The following is a 14,541-nucleotide window of genomic DNA, read 5'->3' on the forward strand; positions in this document are numbered from 1 at the left end:
CTTTGTCGAGTTCGGGTAGCCAAGGAATTCAAATTGCGGGCAGGCGATGATTGCACGCGGGATGGGATTGTCTTGCACTGTATTGCTGAGTGCTCTTTCGTCCAATTTGTACGCCCATCTAGCTTGGGGATTTCAGGATTGGTATTCGCCAGCATTCCGTTAGGATGCGCAAGACATGGTGGAAACACTAGCAATCCTTTCAGCAGTCACCGCACTCTTCGCTGTCGTCTTGGGGCCGTTAGTTTCTCTGTGGGCCGCACAGCGTCAGAGTCGAGTGGCGGTGCTTTCCGCCAATCGGCAAGCATGGATCAATACGTTGCGCGACCTTCTTGCTGAGTGCATGGCAATTAGCGGGTTCATTCACGTCGCGGATTGGTCTGAGCGAAAGCAATCTGAGTTTGATGAAAAGATGGAGCGCTTTGCGCTGGTTGTCTCAAAAATTCGTCTAATGCTCAATCCGAACGAGCAAGACCACCAGCGTTTGAATGAAATGCTTGCTGAATTGATGGCAAGCCTTCGATCTCTTAAAGAAAAGAATGCAGTCAAGGGCGCAAAAATTATGAGGGACTTCGTTCCGCTCTCGCAGACTATTCTCAAGCGCGAATGGGAAAGAGTGAAGCGGGTCGAATAATGCCACTTAATGCTGCGATCATTCCGGGCACTCTGCATGCCGTTTTGCGGAATCCATACGCTGGATGACACCTCGCAAGCTGTGGTTCTTCAAGCGCAGGCTCCCGCAGCGGATGAAGTAGCCGCGTTGGCGGGGTAAGACCGGAGGCAGGTTTGGTGTACATCATGAGCACTCTGTTGTGTCCGACCAATACGGTTCCGATGATGACTCGGGTGGGATGGCGCTGTATGGCGATGCATCGATCATGCCCACGGTCCCAGTTTGTTTCATCGTCTATCTTGGGAATGCCAAGAGAGGCGCTCGGCTACATTGAGTTAGATTTCGGGGCGCAATAGCTCGGAGCTTTCGAGTTCATGTTCAAGAAACTTGTACGCGCTTTCAAGCGACCGCGGGATCCTGCGGGCTACGTCTACTACGCAAAGTTGGTGGCGCCTCAGGGCGTCTTCTACAAGATCGGATTCACCAAGAAGAAGACGCTGGTCGAACGCTTCGCCTTTGGAGGTTTTGGCGATGAAAAGCTCCTACAAAAGCAGATACTCTTCACTTTCCATTCGAGAGGGTGGGACGCCGAGCAGGATCTGTTGGATCACTTTGGAAGATTGAGAGCTTTCGGAAAGTACAGCAACAAGCCGGATCAACCGCTTCCGGGCCGGGGGCAAAGCGAATTGTTCTTTGTGGATGTGCTCGGCCTTGATTCCGACCTATACGGGCTGAGTGCAAGAGATCGGGAGCAGATTCACAGCCAAGCGGCGGAAGTAGCAAGCGGCTGTCTGCTAGCGGCCGTACTTGCGCCATTCACGATGATTCTGGCCGTGTTTTTCGCACTGGCTACCGTGGTATCGCTATTCCAAGAGAACAAGCGACCCATCACGGTTCCGCGGCGACCAAGACACCCTGAAAAGATACAGCAGATCCTGGATGATCTGGCGGCAGAGTCATCTAACTGCACGTTGCAGCGGACCGCCTCCGGCAGCCGATGAACTAGACGTTAATCCGCAACTCACATGGAGTGGCATGGGTGTGGAAAAGTTCATAAGCTGAGGCAAGTTGAAAATGACTTCAATCACACTTTTCGCATTGCTGGCAGTCTTTTTGGGCTTGGCCATAGCGTGGACGTTGGGGAAGGGAAGTTCGAGCGGGGCAGGCGCTGCAGACGTTGTCGGATTTGCGCTTGCCGGTGTGCTATTCGGTATTGGCCTTTGCGTGGGCATCGGCATTTCGCATGCGATCTGTTCTGGGCTTACAAAGGTCTGTGTGGCCACTACAGACACTACGGTATGGAGTCTTGCGTATCCACTCGTAGCCATCCCTGCTTACTGGATCGCCATGGCTGTTGGTGCTGCCAGCGCTAAGCACCGCGGGGGGCTTCCTTCTAACGAGAAACTGAAATGACCGCTCACCGCATCTTCACCATGCCATTCGCTACGGTCTACCCGTTGTATGTGAAAAAGGCCGAGCGCAAGGGCCGCACGCAGGCAGAGGTTGACCGCATCATCTGCTGGCTCACCGGCTATGACCAGGCGGGTCTGCAGCGTCAGATCGAACGGAAGACTGACTTTGACGCCTTCTTTGCCCAGGCGCCCGCCATGCACCCCAACAGTTCGCTCATCAAGGGCGTGGTTTGCGGCGTGCGTGTGGAAGAAGTCGAGGAGCCGCTGATGAAGAAGATTCGGCAACTCGACAAACTCATCGACGAACTTGCCAAGGGCAAGGCGATGGAGAAAATTCTCCGGCAATGAGCTTCACTTCAAGCAGCACGTCAAATCCCGCCGTGCCACTCCACAAAAACGGCTACGCCCTTTTGCGCCAGGCGATCCCCGCCGAATGGCTGGACGCCCTTCGCGCCGCGTTCGATGCGGGCGTGAAGCCGGCGGACCAATGGCCGGTGCCGCGCGGAGCGGGCTGGCGCCATTCGTTGCTGGACCTTGACCCCAAAGTGCAGGCGGTGTGCCGCCTGCCGGCCTTGCTGGCGGCGGCCGGTGAACTGATTGGCGAGCGGTTCTTCCTCTCGCAGGTGGAGGGGCGCGAGCCCCTGATGGGTGGCGGCCACCAGGGCCTGCACCGCGACCTGTCGATCCAGCGGCCCGGCGATTCGGTCAGAGCCATGGCCTATTTCGACGACTATGGCCCCGGCAACGGCGCGACCCGCGTGGTCGCCGGCAGCCATCGCCCTGCGCCGGGTGCGCCGCCGTTGGATGTGGATGACGAGTCCCACTCGGTGCAACTCTCAGGCTGCGCCGGTGACATTCTGGTGTTTGATGCCGACCTGGTGCACGCGGCCAGCCTGAACACCACAGGCGCACGCCGCCGCTCCGTCCTGATCAGCTATTCTGCCGAGTCGTGCTACGCGGCGCACTGCGAAACCGCCAGCCTTCGCGGCATCCGGATGGACACATCCGAGAGATTCGATCCGTCTCATTTTCCGCTGGAGCGCGGCGCCGCTCCGGTTCATGGAGCCTCAATGCCATGCCAAAAGTCGACCTGAGCAAGATCCCCGTTCGCAAGGGTGTGGGCTACCCCGCCCCCTTCCACGAACCGTGCGCGGAGCGAACCCGCCGCCGCCTTGGTGACGCGGGTGGCCTCACGGACTTTGGCGTCAACCTGATGACCTTGCCTCCTGGCGGATGGTCCAGCCAGCGCCACTGGCACAGCGAAGAAGATGAGTTCGTCTACCTGCTGGAAGGCGAGCTGACGCTGGTTGAAGACAATGCTGAAACGCTGCTCCGCCCGGGGGACTGCGCCTGCTTTCCCAAGGGCTCGGGCAACGGGCACCATCTGCAGAACCGGTCAGCGTCGCTGGCCGTCTATCTGGAGGTCGGCTCAAGAAGTCCCACGGACCTCATCACCTGTTCAGATATCGACATGATGAGTTCCAGTGTCGATGGCCTCTTTACCAGGAAAGACGGTGCGCCTTATCCGTGATCTGTGGGCTTGCTTTGCCGTGGTGCTCGCGCTGGGAGCGGGCATGGACGCGCAGGCCACCAGCGCCGTGTCGTTCGAGGCGCGGGGCTATCTACTGGACATCGTGGTGGGCGACGACAGCCGGCCAGCCATTGCCGGCCTGAGCTTCGCGGCACCGGGCAGCGCGCGGGCCGTCTCAATCCCCTTGCGGCACCTCAAGGTGGAGTCGTTCGACACCCGGCACAAGACGGTGCTGCTGCGGTTCAGCAACCCGGGCGATGCCGCGCTGCCAGCGGACTTCTCCCTCACGGTCAGAGGCGATGCGGGCGTCCTGCGCATCAATGGCCAGTCGTTCGCGGGTCGCTTCTCGTGGGGGCTATAGTCGAATCGTCATGAATGAATCCCCAAGCATCCTCAAATGGCTGTTCTGGTTGTCAACCGGATCGCTGATCGCCTTCTGCCTGTTGTTTGGCTTGCCGTTTCTGTCGAGCATCACGGCGGGCAAGGTCATTGCCATGGCGGGCTGCAAGCCGCCTTCGTTCGACATGCAGGCCGTGTGTCCGCCCGGCAGCTTTGCAGAGCCCTTCATTCCCCTGAGCCATTGGATGACCAGCCTGGTCGCGCCGCTGATACTCATCAAGAACTTTGGCATCGCGCTGCTCATCTGGGCGGGCATCTCTTTTGCTCTCGGCATCGCGAGCGGATCATTGAACTCCAGGGCTGACGACTGACACGTCGGCCCGCGCCTTCAGTTCACCTCAAACGTCAGCCCCGCGCGCTGCTGCAGCCGCTCCACCAGCGCCAGGCCCATGGCGGCGCCGGGCGTCCACACGCCGCCGGGCGTCATGCGGCGGTTCACGTCGTTGACCAGGCACAGCGCGCTTTCGCTGATGAGCTTGCAGGTGGAGCCATAGCCCGGGTCGCGGTCGCCCTTCACGGTGGCGCTCAGGCGCTGGCCGCTGGCGGTCTCGCCCACAAACAGCACTTCGTAGCGGCCCCGTTCGCGCTGTGAGGCGCTGGGGCCCTGGCCCGGTTGCGGCAGTGCAAAGCGCTGGATGAGCGCGCGGGCCGGGCCCAAGCCCAGCAGCTTGTTCTGCACCCAGGTGGCGCGCGCCAGCGCCCGGGCCTTCTTCTGGCCCAGCAGGCCGTCGCCGGTGAACATGCGCTCGCTGTACACAAAGTCCTTGCCCCAGGGGTGGCCGCGCAGCGCGTGGGTGCGGTGCACGTTCTTGGTGTTGATGGCGGCCATCACAAACGGGCCGGTCCAGCCGCCGGCCCAGTCGTCGTGTTCGGCGCGGTTGTCATCGGGCTGGGGCGGGCCGGTGAAGCCGGGCGTGAGGGCAAAGGGGTTGGCCATGGTGCGCGCCAGCGCCGCGTCGTCGCCAATCGCGGCCAGCGTGGCCATGAGGCTGGCCGCAGTGCCGCCCGACAGGCCGCCCTTCATGACCTTGACGCGGCCATGGACACGCACCAGCGGCTCGCCCAGGCGCTGCTGGGCCTGGTGCTGAAGAAACACCACGCCCAGGTCGAACGGAATGGAATCAAACCCGCAGGAAAAAACAATGCGCGCGCCACTGGCCGCGGCCGGCCCCTGCAGCAGGGGGATCTGCTGCGCCATCCACACTGGTTCGCCGCACAGGTCCACATAGTCGGTGCCGGCCTGCGCGCAGGCTTTCACCAGTTCATTGCCATGCAGCTGGTACGGGCCCACGGTGGTGATGACGGCGCGCGTCTTCGCCACCAGCGCCGTCAATGCCGCCGTGTCAGTGGCATCGGCCACCAGCAAGGGCAGGGCGGGGCTGATGCCCAGTTCGTCGCGCACCTGCGCGAGCTTGCTCTGGTTGCGGCCCGCCATGGCCCAGCGCACGGGGCCATCGGCACCATAGGTGGTGTGAAGGTACTGCGCGACCAGCCGGCCGGTGAAGCCGGTGGCGCCAAAGACGATGAGGTCAAGCTGTTGGGGCATGCGCCATGGTCGCATGAATCATCGGCAGTGAGGTGTCGCTGCTGGCACAGAGTCCCGCAGTGCAGAACACCAATTTCCATTTTCTCGGGTTTTCACCCTAGTTAATGGAATAGGTCCAAGGGATAAACGAACGGTCGATCCACTCATACGAACGTTCCACTTTTCATGCCACCTCCATCCAACGCCCTGCTCGAAGTTTCCGGGGTCACCGTCCGCTTCGGCGGCATCACGGCGCTGGACGGCATATCGTTCAGCGTCGCGCCCGGCACCATTGCCGGGCTGATCGGCCCCAACGGCGCGGGCAAGACCACGCTGTTCAACTGCCTGTCGCGGCTTTACACGTTCAGCGAGGGCAGCATCCTGTTTGAGGGCACGCCGCTCACCGACACGCCGCCGCACGGCATTGCGCAGCGCGGCATTGGCCGCACCTTCCAGAACCTGGCGCTGTTCCGCACCATGAGCGTGCGGCACAACGTGATGCTGGGCGGGCACAGCCGCACGGCCAGCGGCTTTCTGTCCAACGCGCTGCGCCTGCCGCATGTGCAGCGCGAGGAATTGCGCCTGGGCACCCATGCCGACCAGGTGATCGATCTGCTCGACCTGCGCGAGGTGGCTGAAACCCCGGTGGCCGACCTGCCCTTTGGCACGGCCAAGCGCGTGGAGCTGGCGCGCGCGCTGGTGAGCCAGCCCAAGCTGCTGCTGCTGGACGAGCCCGCGGGCGGCCTGAACCATGAAGAGGTGGAGGGCCTGCTGCTGCTGCTGCGCCGCATCCGCGACGAACTCAAGCTCACCATCCTGCTGGTGGAGCACCACATGAACCTGGTGATGCGTGTCTCGGACCAGGTGATCGCGCTGGACTTCGGCCGCAAGATCGCCGACGGCACGCCCGCCGAGGTGCAGGCCAACCCCGATGTGATCCGGGCTTATCTGGGGGTCGAAGAATGAGCGACATGTTGTTGCAGGTGCGCGGGCTGCACGCCCAATACGGGCCCACCCGTGTGCTGCATGGCCTGGACTTCGAGCTGCGCAAGGGCGGCATCACCACCATCCTGGGCGCCAACGGCGCGGGCAAGACCACCACGCTGCGCGCGGTCTGCGGCATGGTCAAGACCCAGGGCGAAATCCTGCTGGCCGGCGAGCGCATCGATGGCAAGCCCACTGAGAGCATCGTGCGCCTGGGCGTGGCCCATGTGCCCGACGGCCGGGGCACTTTCCTGAACTTCACGGTCGAGGAAAACCTGCGCATCGGCGCCTACACCCGCAAGGACAAGGCCGAGGTGCAGAACGACTTCGAGCGCATGTACGGCTACTTTCCCAAGCTCAAGGAGCGGCGCCGCCAGCAGGCCGGCACGCTGTCGGGCGGCGAGCAGCAGATGCTGGCGGTGTCGCGCGCGCTCATGCTCAAGCCGCGCCTGCTGCTGCTGGACGAACCCTCGTTCGGGCTGGCGCCGCTGATCGTGCAGGAGCTGTTCGAGATCTTCCGCACCATCAACCAGAAAGACGGCATCAGCATGCTGCTGGTGGAGCAGAACGCCTCGCTGGCGCTGCGGCTGGCCGATCACGCCTACCTGCTCGAGACCGGCCGGGTGGTGATCTCGGGCACCGCTGAATCCATCCGCAACGACGAATCGGTACGTCGCTCGTACCTCGGCTATTGACCACAAGAAGCGCACATGGAACTACTGATTCATCAAGTCCTCTCTGGCCTGGCCACCGGGGGCATCTATGCCAGCGTGGCGCTGGCCCTGGTCATGATCTACCAGGCCACCCACCTGGTGAACTTTGCGCAGGGCGAGATCGCCATGTTCGCCACCTACCTGGCCTGGACGCTGATCCAGGCCGGCATGCCGTACTGGGGCGCCTTCTTCCTCACGGTGTTCATTGCCTTTGTGGGCGGCGTGGTGCTGGAGCGCGTGGTGATCCAGCCGGTGGAGAACGCGCCCATCCTGTCGGTGGTGATCGTGTTCATCGGCCTGCTGGTGATCTTCAACAGCGTGGCGGGGTGGATCTACTCGTACACCATCAAGCCGTTCCCCAGCCCGTTCCCGTCGCAGCCGCTGTTCGGCAACTCGTATGTGTCATCGCACGAGCTGGGCTCCACCGCGGTGACGCTGGTGGTGCTGGGGCTGGTGTTCGGCTTTTTCCGCTACACGCCGCTGGGCCTGGCCATGCGCGCGGCCGCGCAGAACCCGGTGTCCAGCCGGCTGGTGGGCGTGCGCGTGGGCTGGATGCTGGCGCTGGGCTGGGGCCTGGCCTCGGCCATCGGCGCGGTGGCCGGGATGATGGTGGCGCCCGTGGTCTTCCTGGAGCCCAACATGATGGGCGGCATCCTGCTGTATGCGTTTGCGGGCGCGCTGCTGGGCGGCATCGACAGCCCTGGTGGCGCGGTGCTGGGCGGCTTCATCGTGGGCGTGCTGGAGAACGTGGTGGGCGTGTACCTGGGCACCGAGCTCAAGCTCACCGTGGCGCTGGTCATCATCATCGGGGTGCTGGTGGTGCGGCCATCAGGGCTGTTCGGCAAAGTCCATGTGGCGAGGGTCTGAAGCATGAACACTCCTTCCGCTTCCGCACGCCAGCCGGCCCTGAGCCGGGGCCAGATCATTGGCCTGGTCATCCTGCTGGTGGCCGCCTGCGCGCTGCCCTTTGTGCTGGGCAACTACCGCGTGTTCCAGCTCACGCTGGCGCTGGCCTACGCCATTGCGCTGCTGGGCCTGAACATGCTCACGGGCTACAACGGCCAGATCTCATTGGGCCACGGCGCGTTCTACGCCATTGGCGCCTACACCGCCGCCGTGCTCATGGACAAGTTTGGCGTGCCTTACTGGGCCACCATCCCGATCGCCGGCGTGGTCTGCCTGGTGGCGGGCTTCCTGTTCGGCCTGCCGGCGCTGCGGCTGGAGGGGCTGTACCTCGCGCTGGCCACCTTTGCGCTGGGCGTGGCCATGCCGCAGATCCTCAAGCACAAGTCGCTGGAGCACTGGACGGGCGGCGCCATGGGCGTGGTCATCACCAAGCCCGACGCGCCCGCGTGGCTGCCGCTCTCGCAAGACCAGTGGCTTTACTTCTTCACGCTGGGCTGGGTGCTGCTGCTGTTCTTTGCCGCCTGGAACCTGCTGCGCGGGCGGGTGGGCCGGGCGCTGGTGGCCATCCGCGACCAGCCCATCGCGGCCCAGGCCATGGGCGTCAACACCGCCATGTACAAGTCGCTCACGTTTGGCGTGTCGGCCGGCTACACCGGCGTGGCGGGCGCGCTGGGCGCCATTGCCATCCAGTTTGTGGCGCCTGACTCGTTCAGCATTTTCCTGTCGATCACGCTGGTGGTGGGCGTGGTGATTGGCGGCCTGGCCTCGATCTCGGGCGCGTTGTTTGGCGCGGTGTTCATCCAGTTCATCCCCAATGTGGCGGACCAGATTTCAAAGGCCGCGCCGTGGGCCATCTACGGTGTGTTCCTCATCGGTTTCATGTATGTGATGCCCTCGGGCGTCGCTGGCGCCCTGCGTGTGCTGCGCAAGCGTTTCAAGAGGTAGCGTGGCAATCGGCCCGCGTTGTGCAATCAGGAAGACTCGAAAGGAAGCAAGATGAAACTCGTCAAATTCCGGCCCCGGCTATGGGTGGGGGCATCGCTGGCGCTGGCATGCTCGCTGCTTGGCAGCCAGGCCCTGGCCCAGGCCAAATACGGCCCTGGCGCGTCGGCCAAGGAAATCAAGCTCGGCCAGACCATGCCCTACAGCGGCCCGGCCTCGTCATACGGCACCATCGGCAAGGTGGAGCAGGCCTACTTCAAGAAGATCAACGATGAAGGCGGCATCAATGGTCGCAAGATCAACCTGATCTCGGTGGACGATGGCTACAGCCCGCCCAAGGCGGTGGAGCAGGTGCGCAAGCTGGTCGAGCAGGAAGAAGTGCTGGCGCTGTTCCAGACGCTGGGCACGCCCAGCAACTCGGCCATCCACAAATACGTCAACGCCAAGAAGGTGCCGCACCTGTTCCTGGCCACCGGCGCCACCAAGTGGAGCGACCCCAAGAACTACCCCTGGACCATGGGCTTCAACCTGAGCTACCAGACCGAGGGCGAGATCTACGCGCGCTACCTGCTCAAGAACAAGCCCAACGCCAAGATCGCCATCCTTTACCAGAACGACGACTACGGCAAGGACGTGCTGGCCGGCGTGAAGCATGTGCTCACGGGCGCCAACGCCAAGATGATCGTGGCCGAAGCCACCTACGAGGTCGCCGACCCCACGGTGGATTCGCAAATCCTCACGCTCAAGGCCTCGGGCGCTGACACGTTTATCAACATCGCCACACCCAAGTTTGCCGCGCAGGCCATCCGCAAGGTCTATGACTCCGGCTGGCGCCCGCTGCACCTGGTCAACAACGTGGGCGCCTCGGTGGGCTCGGTGCTGACGCCGGCCGGCCTGGACAAGTCGGTGGGCCTGGTCACGGTGCAGTACTACAAGGACGCGAACGACCCACAGTGGAAGGATGATCCGGCCATGCTCGAGTGGCGCGCCTTCATGGCCCGCTACTACCTGGAAGGCAATGTGGCGGACGCCAGCAACATCTATGGTTACCTGGCCGCCCAGACCATGGTGCAGGTGCTCAAGCAGTGCGGCAACGACCTCACGCGTGAAAACGTGATGCGCCAGGCTGCCAACCTGAAGAACGCCAAGTTCTCCATGCTGCTGCCCGGCATCACCATGAACACCGGCCCCAATGACTTCTCGCCCGTGGAACAGGCCCAGCTGGCCAAGTTCGACGGCAAGCAGTGGGTGCTGTTTGGCGACGTGATCGGCAAGTAAGCCGCAAGCGGCTTAGCGTTTCTCCAGCCGCCTGGCCAGTTCCGCACGGAACGCGGCCAGGCGTGCTTTCAGGCGCCGCTCGTTCACCGGGCCCACGCGCAGCAGAATCTTCTGCCCCGCCGCCAGCGACTCCAGTGCCGGGTCGGCAAACTGATAGCGCACCCAGGGGCGCAACGACTCAATCGGACCCTTCACTTCGGTCAGCACCAGCTTCTGGGGCTGCGCCGCGTCGGGCGTGGCCAGCAGCAGGCGGGTCACGGCCATGAGCCGGTCGTTGAACTGCTGCCTGGGGTAGCCCAGGTCCACGTAGGCCTGCTGCAGCAGCGGGTACATGCGCAGGTACAGGTCCACGGCGCGCGCGGTGTCCACCGACTCGGCCAGCAGCACAAAGGCCGTGTAGCGCTGGCCGTTGTCGGGCGAGATCACGGGGCCCGTGTCGTGCTCCACCACCGTGAACCGGCCCGCCATGGGCGTGACCGGCCACACCGCCGCCGGCGCCTGGGCCCGGCCCAGGTTGTCCACCGTGGCCACAAAGCGCCGGGCAAAGCCGTCGAGCTGCAGGAACGACAGCACGCCCTTGCGGCCGATCAGCTCGGTCAGGGCCTTGTCGATGTCGCTGGCCGCCAGCGGCGCCGCAGGCGCGGGCACCTCGACGGGCGGTGGCTCGGGCGCGGGTGCCGCGCTGGCCATGGGAGTGGGAGGAGGTGCCACCGGCACGGCCACCGGCACAGGCTCGGCGGGCGGGGTGGGCCGTGATTGGCTCCACCACAGCCACGCAGCGCCCAGCACGGCCACCGTGACAGCGGCCGCGAGCAGGATGCGCAGCCGGGTGTTCATCGGGAAAATTTAACACGCATGGGCCCGCAGCGTGTGAGGGATGCCCCTGCCTTCGGGCGGGTCGGCCCGATTTTATTTTTACCAAGCAACTGCTTGCTGAAAATAAAAATATTTGCTACCTTCTGCCCCCATGGACAGACCTGTTGCACGCGACGCCTCCCCCGCACCGCGCCGCGCCCGCGCGGCGGCGGCGCCAGAAACGCTGGCGGCCAAGCGCCCGCGCGGCCGCCCGCGCAAGGCCCTGCACGAGCGCGACGACGGCAACCGCCGCCTGGCCCTGATCACGGGCGCCGCGCGCCTGTTCCGGCGCAAGGGCTTTGACGCCACCAGCACGCGCGACATCGCCGCGGCCGTGGGCATGCAAAGCGGCTCGCCGTTCTACCACTTCAAGAGCAAGGGCGCGCTGCTGTTCGCGGTCATGGAAGAGGGCATGCGCACCGCCATCGAGCGCCAGGCCCAGGCCCTGGCGGCCACCGGCCTGCTATCAAAACCAGAGCAGGCAGTGGCCGACCCGCGTGGACTCCTGGCCGTTTTGATCCGCAATCACTTCGACGTGCTGCTGGGGCCGGGCAGCGACTTCATTCCGGTGATGCTGTACGAGTGGCGCTCCATCACGGCGCGCCAGCGCGCCACGCTGGCCACCCTGCAGGGCGAGTACGAAGCCGCCTGGGTGCCGGTGCTTGAGGCGCTGCATGCGCAGGGCGCGCTCAAGGCCGACGTCAAGCTCGCGCGCCTGCTGATCTTTGGCGCGCTCAACTGGTCGGTGCAGTGGTTTGACCGCCGCAAGGGCGCCACGCTGGACCAGCTGGCCGCGGCCGCGCTGGCCCTTTTCATACGGGATGTTTCATGAGTTACCAATCGGTGTTCAAGCCCGGCCTGCTGGCCGGCAAGGTGGTGGTGGTCACGGGCGGGGGCTCCGGCATTGGCCGCTGCACGGCCCATGAGCTGGCGGCCCTGGGCGCCCATGTGGTGCTGATCGGCCGCAACCTGGAAAAGCTGCAGGTCGTGGCCGGCGAGATCGCGGCCGATGCGCAGGGCCATGTGGGCCACGTGAGCTTTCATGCCTGCGACATCCGCAACGAGGAGGCCGTCAGGTCCACGGTGGCGGCCATCGTCATGGCGCACGGCCGCATCGACGCGCTGGTGAACAATGCCGGCGGCCAGTACATCACACCGCTGGAGAACATCAGCGCCAAGGGCTGGGACGCCGTGGTGGCCACCAACCTGACCGGCGGCTTTCTGATGGCGCGCGAGTGCTACCTGCAGTCCATGCAGGAGCACGGCGGCGGCATCGTCAACATCGTGGCCGACATCTGGGGCTCGATGCCGGGCATGGGCCACAGCGGCGCGGCGCGCGCGGGCATGGTGAGCTTCACCGAAACGGCCGCGGCCGAGTGGGGCAGGAGCGGTGTGCGCGTGAACGCGGTGGCGCCGGGCTACATCGCCTCCAGCGGAATGGACCACTACCCGCCCGAGGCCGCGCCCATGCTGCGCAAGATGCGCCAGACCGTGCCGCTGGGCCGCTTTGGCACCGAGTCTGAAACGGCGGCCGCCATTGTGTTTTTGCTCAGCCCGGCGGCCAGCTTCATCAGCGGCACTGTGCTGCGCGTGGACGGCGCGCGGCCCCAGGTGCGCCCGGGCTGGGGCGAGGCGGTGGCCGCGCCCGAGGTGCAGGCGCGCGACGCCATTGCGCCCTTCAACGGCTTTCACCGCCACGCCGTGCCCAAGGTGTTCCAGTCATGAGCGTGCTGGCCTCCAGCTGGAACGCCCAGGGCGGACCGGCGCGCCAGCGCCGCGCCGCCATGCTGGCGCGCATTGAGCAGCTGCGCGCGCTGGAAGACCGGGCCGCGCAGGCCTCGGCCCGCTCCAAGCCGGTCTTTGAAAAGCGCGGCCAGCTGTTGCCGCGCGAGCGCGTGGCCTTGGTGCTGGATGCCGGGTCGCCCTATGTGCCCCTGTGCTCGCTCGCGGGCTTCATGCAGGACACCCGGGACCCGGCCGCGTCGGTGCCTGGCGGGGGCATTGTGGCGGGCATGGGCTTCATCAGCGGTGTGCGCTGCATGGTGGTGGCCAGCGACTCGGGCATCGAGGCCGGGGCCATCCAGGCCATGGGCCTGGAGAAGATCCTGCGGGTGCAGGAGATCGCGCTGCAGAACAAGCTGCCCTTTGTGCACCTGGTGGAAAGCGCGGGCGCCAACCTCATGAAGTACCGGGTCGAGGGCTTTGTCCACGGTGGCAGCCTGTTCCGCAACCTGGCGCGGCTGTCGGCGGCGGGCATTCCGGTGATCACGGTGCAGCATGGCTCGGGCACGGCCGGCGGCGCCTACATGCCGGGCCTGAGCGACGTGGTGATCATGGTGCGGGGCCGCTCGCGCGCATTTCTTGCCGGCCCGCCGCTGCTGATGGCCGCCACCGGCGAGGTGGCCACCGAAGAAGAACTGGGCGGCGCCGAGATGCACACCGGCGTGTCGGGCCTGGGCGAGTACCTGGCCGAGGACGACCGGCAGGCGCTGGGCATTGCGCGCGAGGTGGTAGGGCGCTCACAATCCGTTCGCCCTGAGCTGCCTGTCCTGAGCTCCGTCGAAGGGGTCGAAGGGCCGGCGAGGGCTTCAACTGGCTCAACCCCACCAGACCCCCGCTACCCCGCCGACGAGTTGCTCACCCTCATGCCGGCCCACCACCGCGAGCCCGTGGACATGCGCGAGGTGATGGCGCGCATTGTGGACGACTCCGACCTGCTCGAATTCAAGCCGCTGTACGGCGCGGCCACCGTCTGTGCGCAGGCCCGCATCGAAGGCCATGCGGTGGGCTTCATCACCAACAACGGCCCGATTGACGTGGCCGGCGCCAACAAGGCCACGCATTTCATCCAGCTGATGTGCCAGCTGGGCCACCCCATCATCTACCTGCAGAACACCACGGGCTACATGGTGGGCAAGGACAGCGAGCAGGGCGGCATGATCAAGCACGGCAGCAAGATGATCCAGGCCGTGACCAACGCCACGGTGCCGCAGATCACCATCCAGTGCGGCGCGAGTTTTGGCGCGGGCAACTACGGCATGTGCGGCCGCGGTTACGCGCCGCGCTTCCTGTTCAGCTGGCCCAGCGCCCGCACCGCCGTGATGGGCGGCGAGCAGGCCGCGCGCACCATGCAGATCGTGACCGAGGCCGCGCTGGCCCGCAAGGGCGTGGCGCCCGACCCGGCCGCCTCGCAGGCCCAGTTCGAGAAGATCGTGGGCGTGTTCGAGTCGCAGGCCGATGCGTTCTACACCAGCGGCTTGGTGCTGGACGACGGCGTGATCGACCCGCGTGACACACGCGCCGTGCTGGCCTTCTGCCTGGACACCTGCGCCGAAGCCGACCGCCGCCAGCTGCGGCCCATGCAGTTTGGCGTGGCAAGAATGTAG

17 protein-coding genes are annotated in these 14,541 nt (G+C 64.9%); 15 read left to right on the forward strand and 2 right to left on the reverse strand.

Annotated elements, in window-relative coordinates:
* The first annotated feature begins 175 nt into the window (after positions 1–175).
* The 7 genes from KF796_06875 (at position 176) to KF796_06905 (ending at position 4,263) form a co-directional block, all read left to right on the forward strand.
* Positions 176–631 (forward strand): hypothetical protein, encoded by a 456-nt coding sequence (locus KF796_06875; protein ID MBX3586350.1) that lies wholly within the window; start codon positions 176–178, stop codon positions 629–631.
* 353 nt (positions 632–984) lie between these two features.
* Positions 985–1,611 carry a hypothetical protein gene (locus KF796_06880; GenBank protein MBX3586351.1) on the forward strand — a complete coding sequence of 209 codons (627 nt, stop codon included), beginning with the start codon at positions 985–987 and terminating at the stop codon, positions 1,609–1,611.
* 408 nt (positions 1,612–2,019) lie between these two features.
* The gene (locus tag KF796_06885) at positions 2,020–2,370 is read left to right on the forward strand and encodes a DUF2200 domain-containing protein (GenBank protein ID MBX3586352.1); all 351 of its coding nucleotides are present in this window, start codon (positions 2,020–2,022) and stop codon (positions 2,368–2,370) included.
* Positions 2,367–3,116, forward strand: coding sequence for a phytanoyl-CoA dioxygenase family protein (locus tag KF796_06890; protein MBX3586353.1), 750 nt, complete (start codon positions 2,367–2,369; stop codon positions 3,114–3,116). Before KF796_06885 ends, KF796_06890 begins: the two co-directional genes overlap by 4 nt.
* Positions 3,098–3,553: a cupin domain-containing protein gene (locus tag KF796_06895; GenBank protein ID MBX3586354.1), complete on the forward strand. Its 456-nt coding sequence runs from the start codon at positions 3,098–3,100 to the stop codon at positions 3,551–3,553. Before KF796_06890 ends, KF796_06895 begins: the two co-directional genes overlap by 19 nt.
* Positions 3,537–3,914 carry a hypothetical protein gene (locus tag KF796_06900; GenBank protein ID MBX3586355.1) on the forward strand — a complete coding sequence of 126 codons (378 nt, stop codon included), beginning with the start codon at positions 3,537–3,539 and terminating at the stop codon, positions 3,912–3,914. Before KF796_06895 ends, KF796_06900 begins: the two co-directional genes overlap by 17 nt.
* Positions 3,874–4,263 (forward strand): hypothetical protein, encoded by a 390-nt coding sequence (locus tag KF796_06905; protein ID MBX3586356.1) that lies wholly within the window; start codon positions 3,874–3,876, stop codon positions 4,261–4,263. The genes KF796_06900 and KF796_06905 overlap by 41 nt, the downstream gene beginning before the upstream one ends.
* 17 nt (positions 4,264–4,280) lie before the next feature.
* Here KF796_06905 and KF796_06910 read toward each other — a convergent pair whose 3' ends face one another.
* Positions 4,281–5,498, reverse strand: coding sequence for a saccharopine dehydrogenase NADP-binding domain-containing protein (locus KF796_06910; GenBank protein MBX3586357.1), 1,218 nt, complete (start codon positions 5,496–5,498; stop codon positions 4,281–4,283).
* Positions 5,499–5,663: 165 nt separating this feature from the next.
* Here KF796_06910 and KF796_06915 point away from each other — a divergent pair, with 165 nt between their 5' ends.
* Genes KF796_06915 through KF796_06935 form a run of 5 tightly spaced genes read left to right on the forward strand, consistent with a single transcriptional unit; the run spans position 5,664 to position 10,300 of the window.
* Complete coding sequence (locus KF796_06915) at positions 5,664–6,443, forward strand: ABC transporter ATP-binding protein (GenBank protein ID MBX3586358.1); 780 nt, start codon at positions 5,664–5,666, stop codon at positions 6,441–6,443.
* Positions 6,440–7,156 (forward strand): ABC transporter ATP-binding protein, encoded by a 717-nt coding sequence (locus KF796_06920; GenBank protein ID MBX3586359.1) that lies wholly within the window; start codon positions 6,440–6,442, stop codon positions 7,154–7,156. Before KF796_06915 ends, KF796_06920 begins: the two co-directional genes overlap by 4 nt.
* A gap of 15 nt (positions 7,157–7,171) precedes the next feature.
* On the forward strand, positions 7,172–8,041 hold the full coding sequence (locus KF796_06925) for a branched-chain amino acid ABC transporter permease (GenBank protein MBX3586360.1): 870 nt from the start codon (positions 7,172–7,174) through the stop codon (positions 8,039–8,041).
* Positions 8,042–8,044: 3 nt separating this feature from the next.
* Positions 8,045–9,025 (forward strand): branched-chain amino acid ABC transporter permease, encoded by a 981-nt coding sequence (locus KF796_06930; protein ID MBX3586361.1) that lies wholly within the window; start codon positions 8,045–8,047, stop codon positions 9,023–9,025.
* 51 nt (positions 9,026–9,076) lie between these two features.
* Entirely contained in the window at positions 9,077–10,300 is a 1,224-nt protein-coding gene (locus KF796_06935; protein ID MBX3586362.1) for an ABC transporter substrate-binding protein, read from the forward strand.
* Between the two features lie 12 nt (positions 10,301–10,312).
* Here KF796_06935 and KF796_06940 read toward each other — a convergent pair whose 3' ends face one another.
* A complete protein-coding gene (locus tag KF796_06940) occupies positions 10,313–11,137 on the reverse strand; it encodes a DUF3014 domain-containing protein (GenBank protein ID MBX3586363.1) in 825 nt (274 codons plus the stop codon).
* Positions 11,138–11,267: 130 nt separating this feature from the next.
* Here KF796_06940 and KF796_06945 point away from each other — a divergent pair, with 130 nt between their 5' ends.
* The 3 genes from KF796_06945 to KF796_06955 are packed head-to-tail and all read left to right on the forward strand — an operon-like array spanning position 11,268 to position 14,541.
* Positions 11,268–11,987 carry a TetR family transcriptional regulator gene (locus KF796_06945; protein ID MBX3586364.1) on the forward strand — a complete coding sequence of 240 codons (720 nt, stop codon included), beginning with the start codon at positions 11,268–11,270 and terminating at the stop codon, positions 11,985–11,987.
* Entirely contained in the window at positions 11,984–12,880 is an 897-nt protein-coding gene (locus KF796_06950) for an SDR family oxidoreductase (GenBank protein MBX3586365.1), read from the forward strand. The genes KF796_06945 and KF796_06950 overlap by 4 nt, the downstream gene beginning before the upstream one ends.
* Positions 12,877–14,541, forward strand: coding sequence for an acyl-CoA carboxylase subunit beta (locus KF796_06955; protein ID MBX3586366.1), 1,665 nt, complete (start codon positions 12,877–12,879; stop codon positions 14,539–14,541). The genes KF796_06950 and KF796_06955 overlap by 4 nt, the downstream gene beginning before the upstream one ends.

It is taken from the genome of Ramlibacter sp., from assembly GCA_019635435.1.
Lineage (GTDB): Bacteria > Pseudomonadota > Gammaproteobacteria > Burkholderiales > Burkholderiaceae_C > JAHBZM01.

Bases quoted from the DNA above. Each gene is read 5' to 3' on its own strand.
- KF796_06875 (MBX3586350.1), top strand. From the start codon at position 176: ATGGTGGAAACACTAGCAATCCTTTCAGCAGTCACCGCACTCTTCGCT.
- KF796_06880 (MBX3586351.1), top strand. From the start codon at position 985: ATGTTCAAGAAACTTGTACGCGCTTTCAAGCGACCGCGGGATCCTGCG.
- KF796_06885 (MBX3586352.1), top strand. From the start codon at position 2,020: ATGACCGCTCACCGCATCTTCACCATGCCATTCGCTACGGTCTACCCG.
- KF796_06890 (MBX3586353.1), top strand. From the start codon at position 2,367: ATGAGCTTCACTTCAAGCAGCACGTCAAATCCCGCCGTGCCACTCCAC.
- KF796_06895 (MBX3586354.1), top strand. From the start codon at position 3,098: ATGCCAAAAGTCGACCTGAGCAAGATCCCCGTTCGCAAGGGTGTGGGC.
- KF796_06905 (MBX3586356.1), top strand. From the start codon at position 3,874: ATGGCCAGTCGTTCGCGGGTCGCTTCTCGTGGGGGCTATAGTCGAATC.
- KF796_06910 (MBX3586357.1), bottom strand. From the start codon at position 5,498: ATGCCCCAACAGCTTGACCTCATCGTCTTTGGCGCCACCGGCTTCACC.
- KF796_06915 (MBX3586358.1), top strand. From the start codon at position 5,664: ATGCCACCTCCATCCAACGCCCTGCTCGAAGTTTCCGGGGTCACCGTC.
- KF796_06920 (MBX3586359.1), top strand. From the start codon at position 6,440: ATGAGCGACATGTTGTTGCAGGTGCGCGGGCTGCACGCCCAATACGGG.
- KF796_06925 (MBX3586360.1), top strand. From the start codon at position 7,172: ATGGAACTACTGATTCATCAAGTCCTCTCTGGCCTGGCCACCGGGGGC.
- KF796_06930 (MBX3586361.1), top strand. From the start codon at position 8,045: ATGAACACTCCTTCCGCTTCCGCACGCCAGCCGGCCCTGAGCCGGGGC.
- KF796_06935 (MBX3586362.1), top strand. From the start codon at position 9,077: ATGAAACTCGTCAAATTCCGGCCCCGGCTATGGGTGGGGGCATCGCTG.
- KF796_06940 (MBX3586363.1), bottom strand. From the start codon at position 11,137: ATGAACACCCGGCTGCGCATCCTGCTCGCGGCCGCTGTCACGGTGGCC.
- KF796_06945 (MBX3586364.1), top strand. From the start codon at position 11,268: ATGGACAGACCTGTTGCACGCGACGCCTCCCCCGCACCGCGCCGCGCC.
- KF796_06950 (MBX3586365.1), top strand. From the start codon at position 11,984: ATGAGTTACCAATCGGTGTTCAAGCCCGGCCTGCTGGCCGGCAAGGTG.
- KF796_06955 (MBX3586366.1), top strand. From the start codon at position 12,877: ATGAGCGTGCTGGCCTCCAGCTGGAACGCCCAGGGCGGACCGGCGCGC.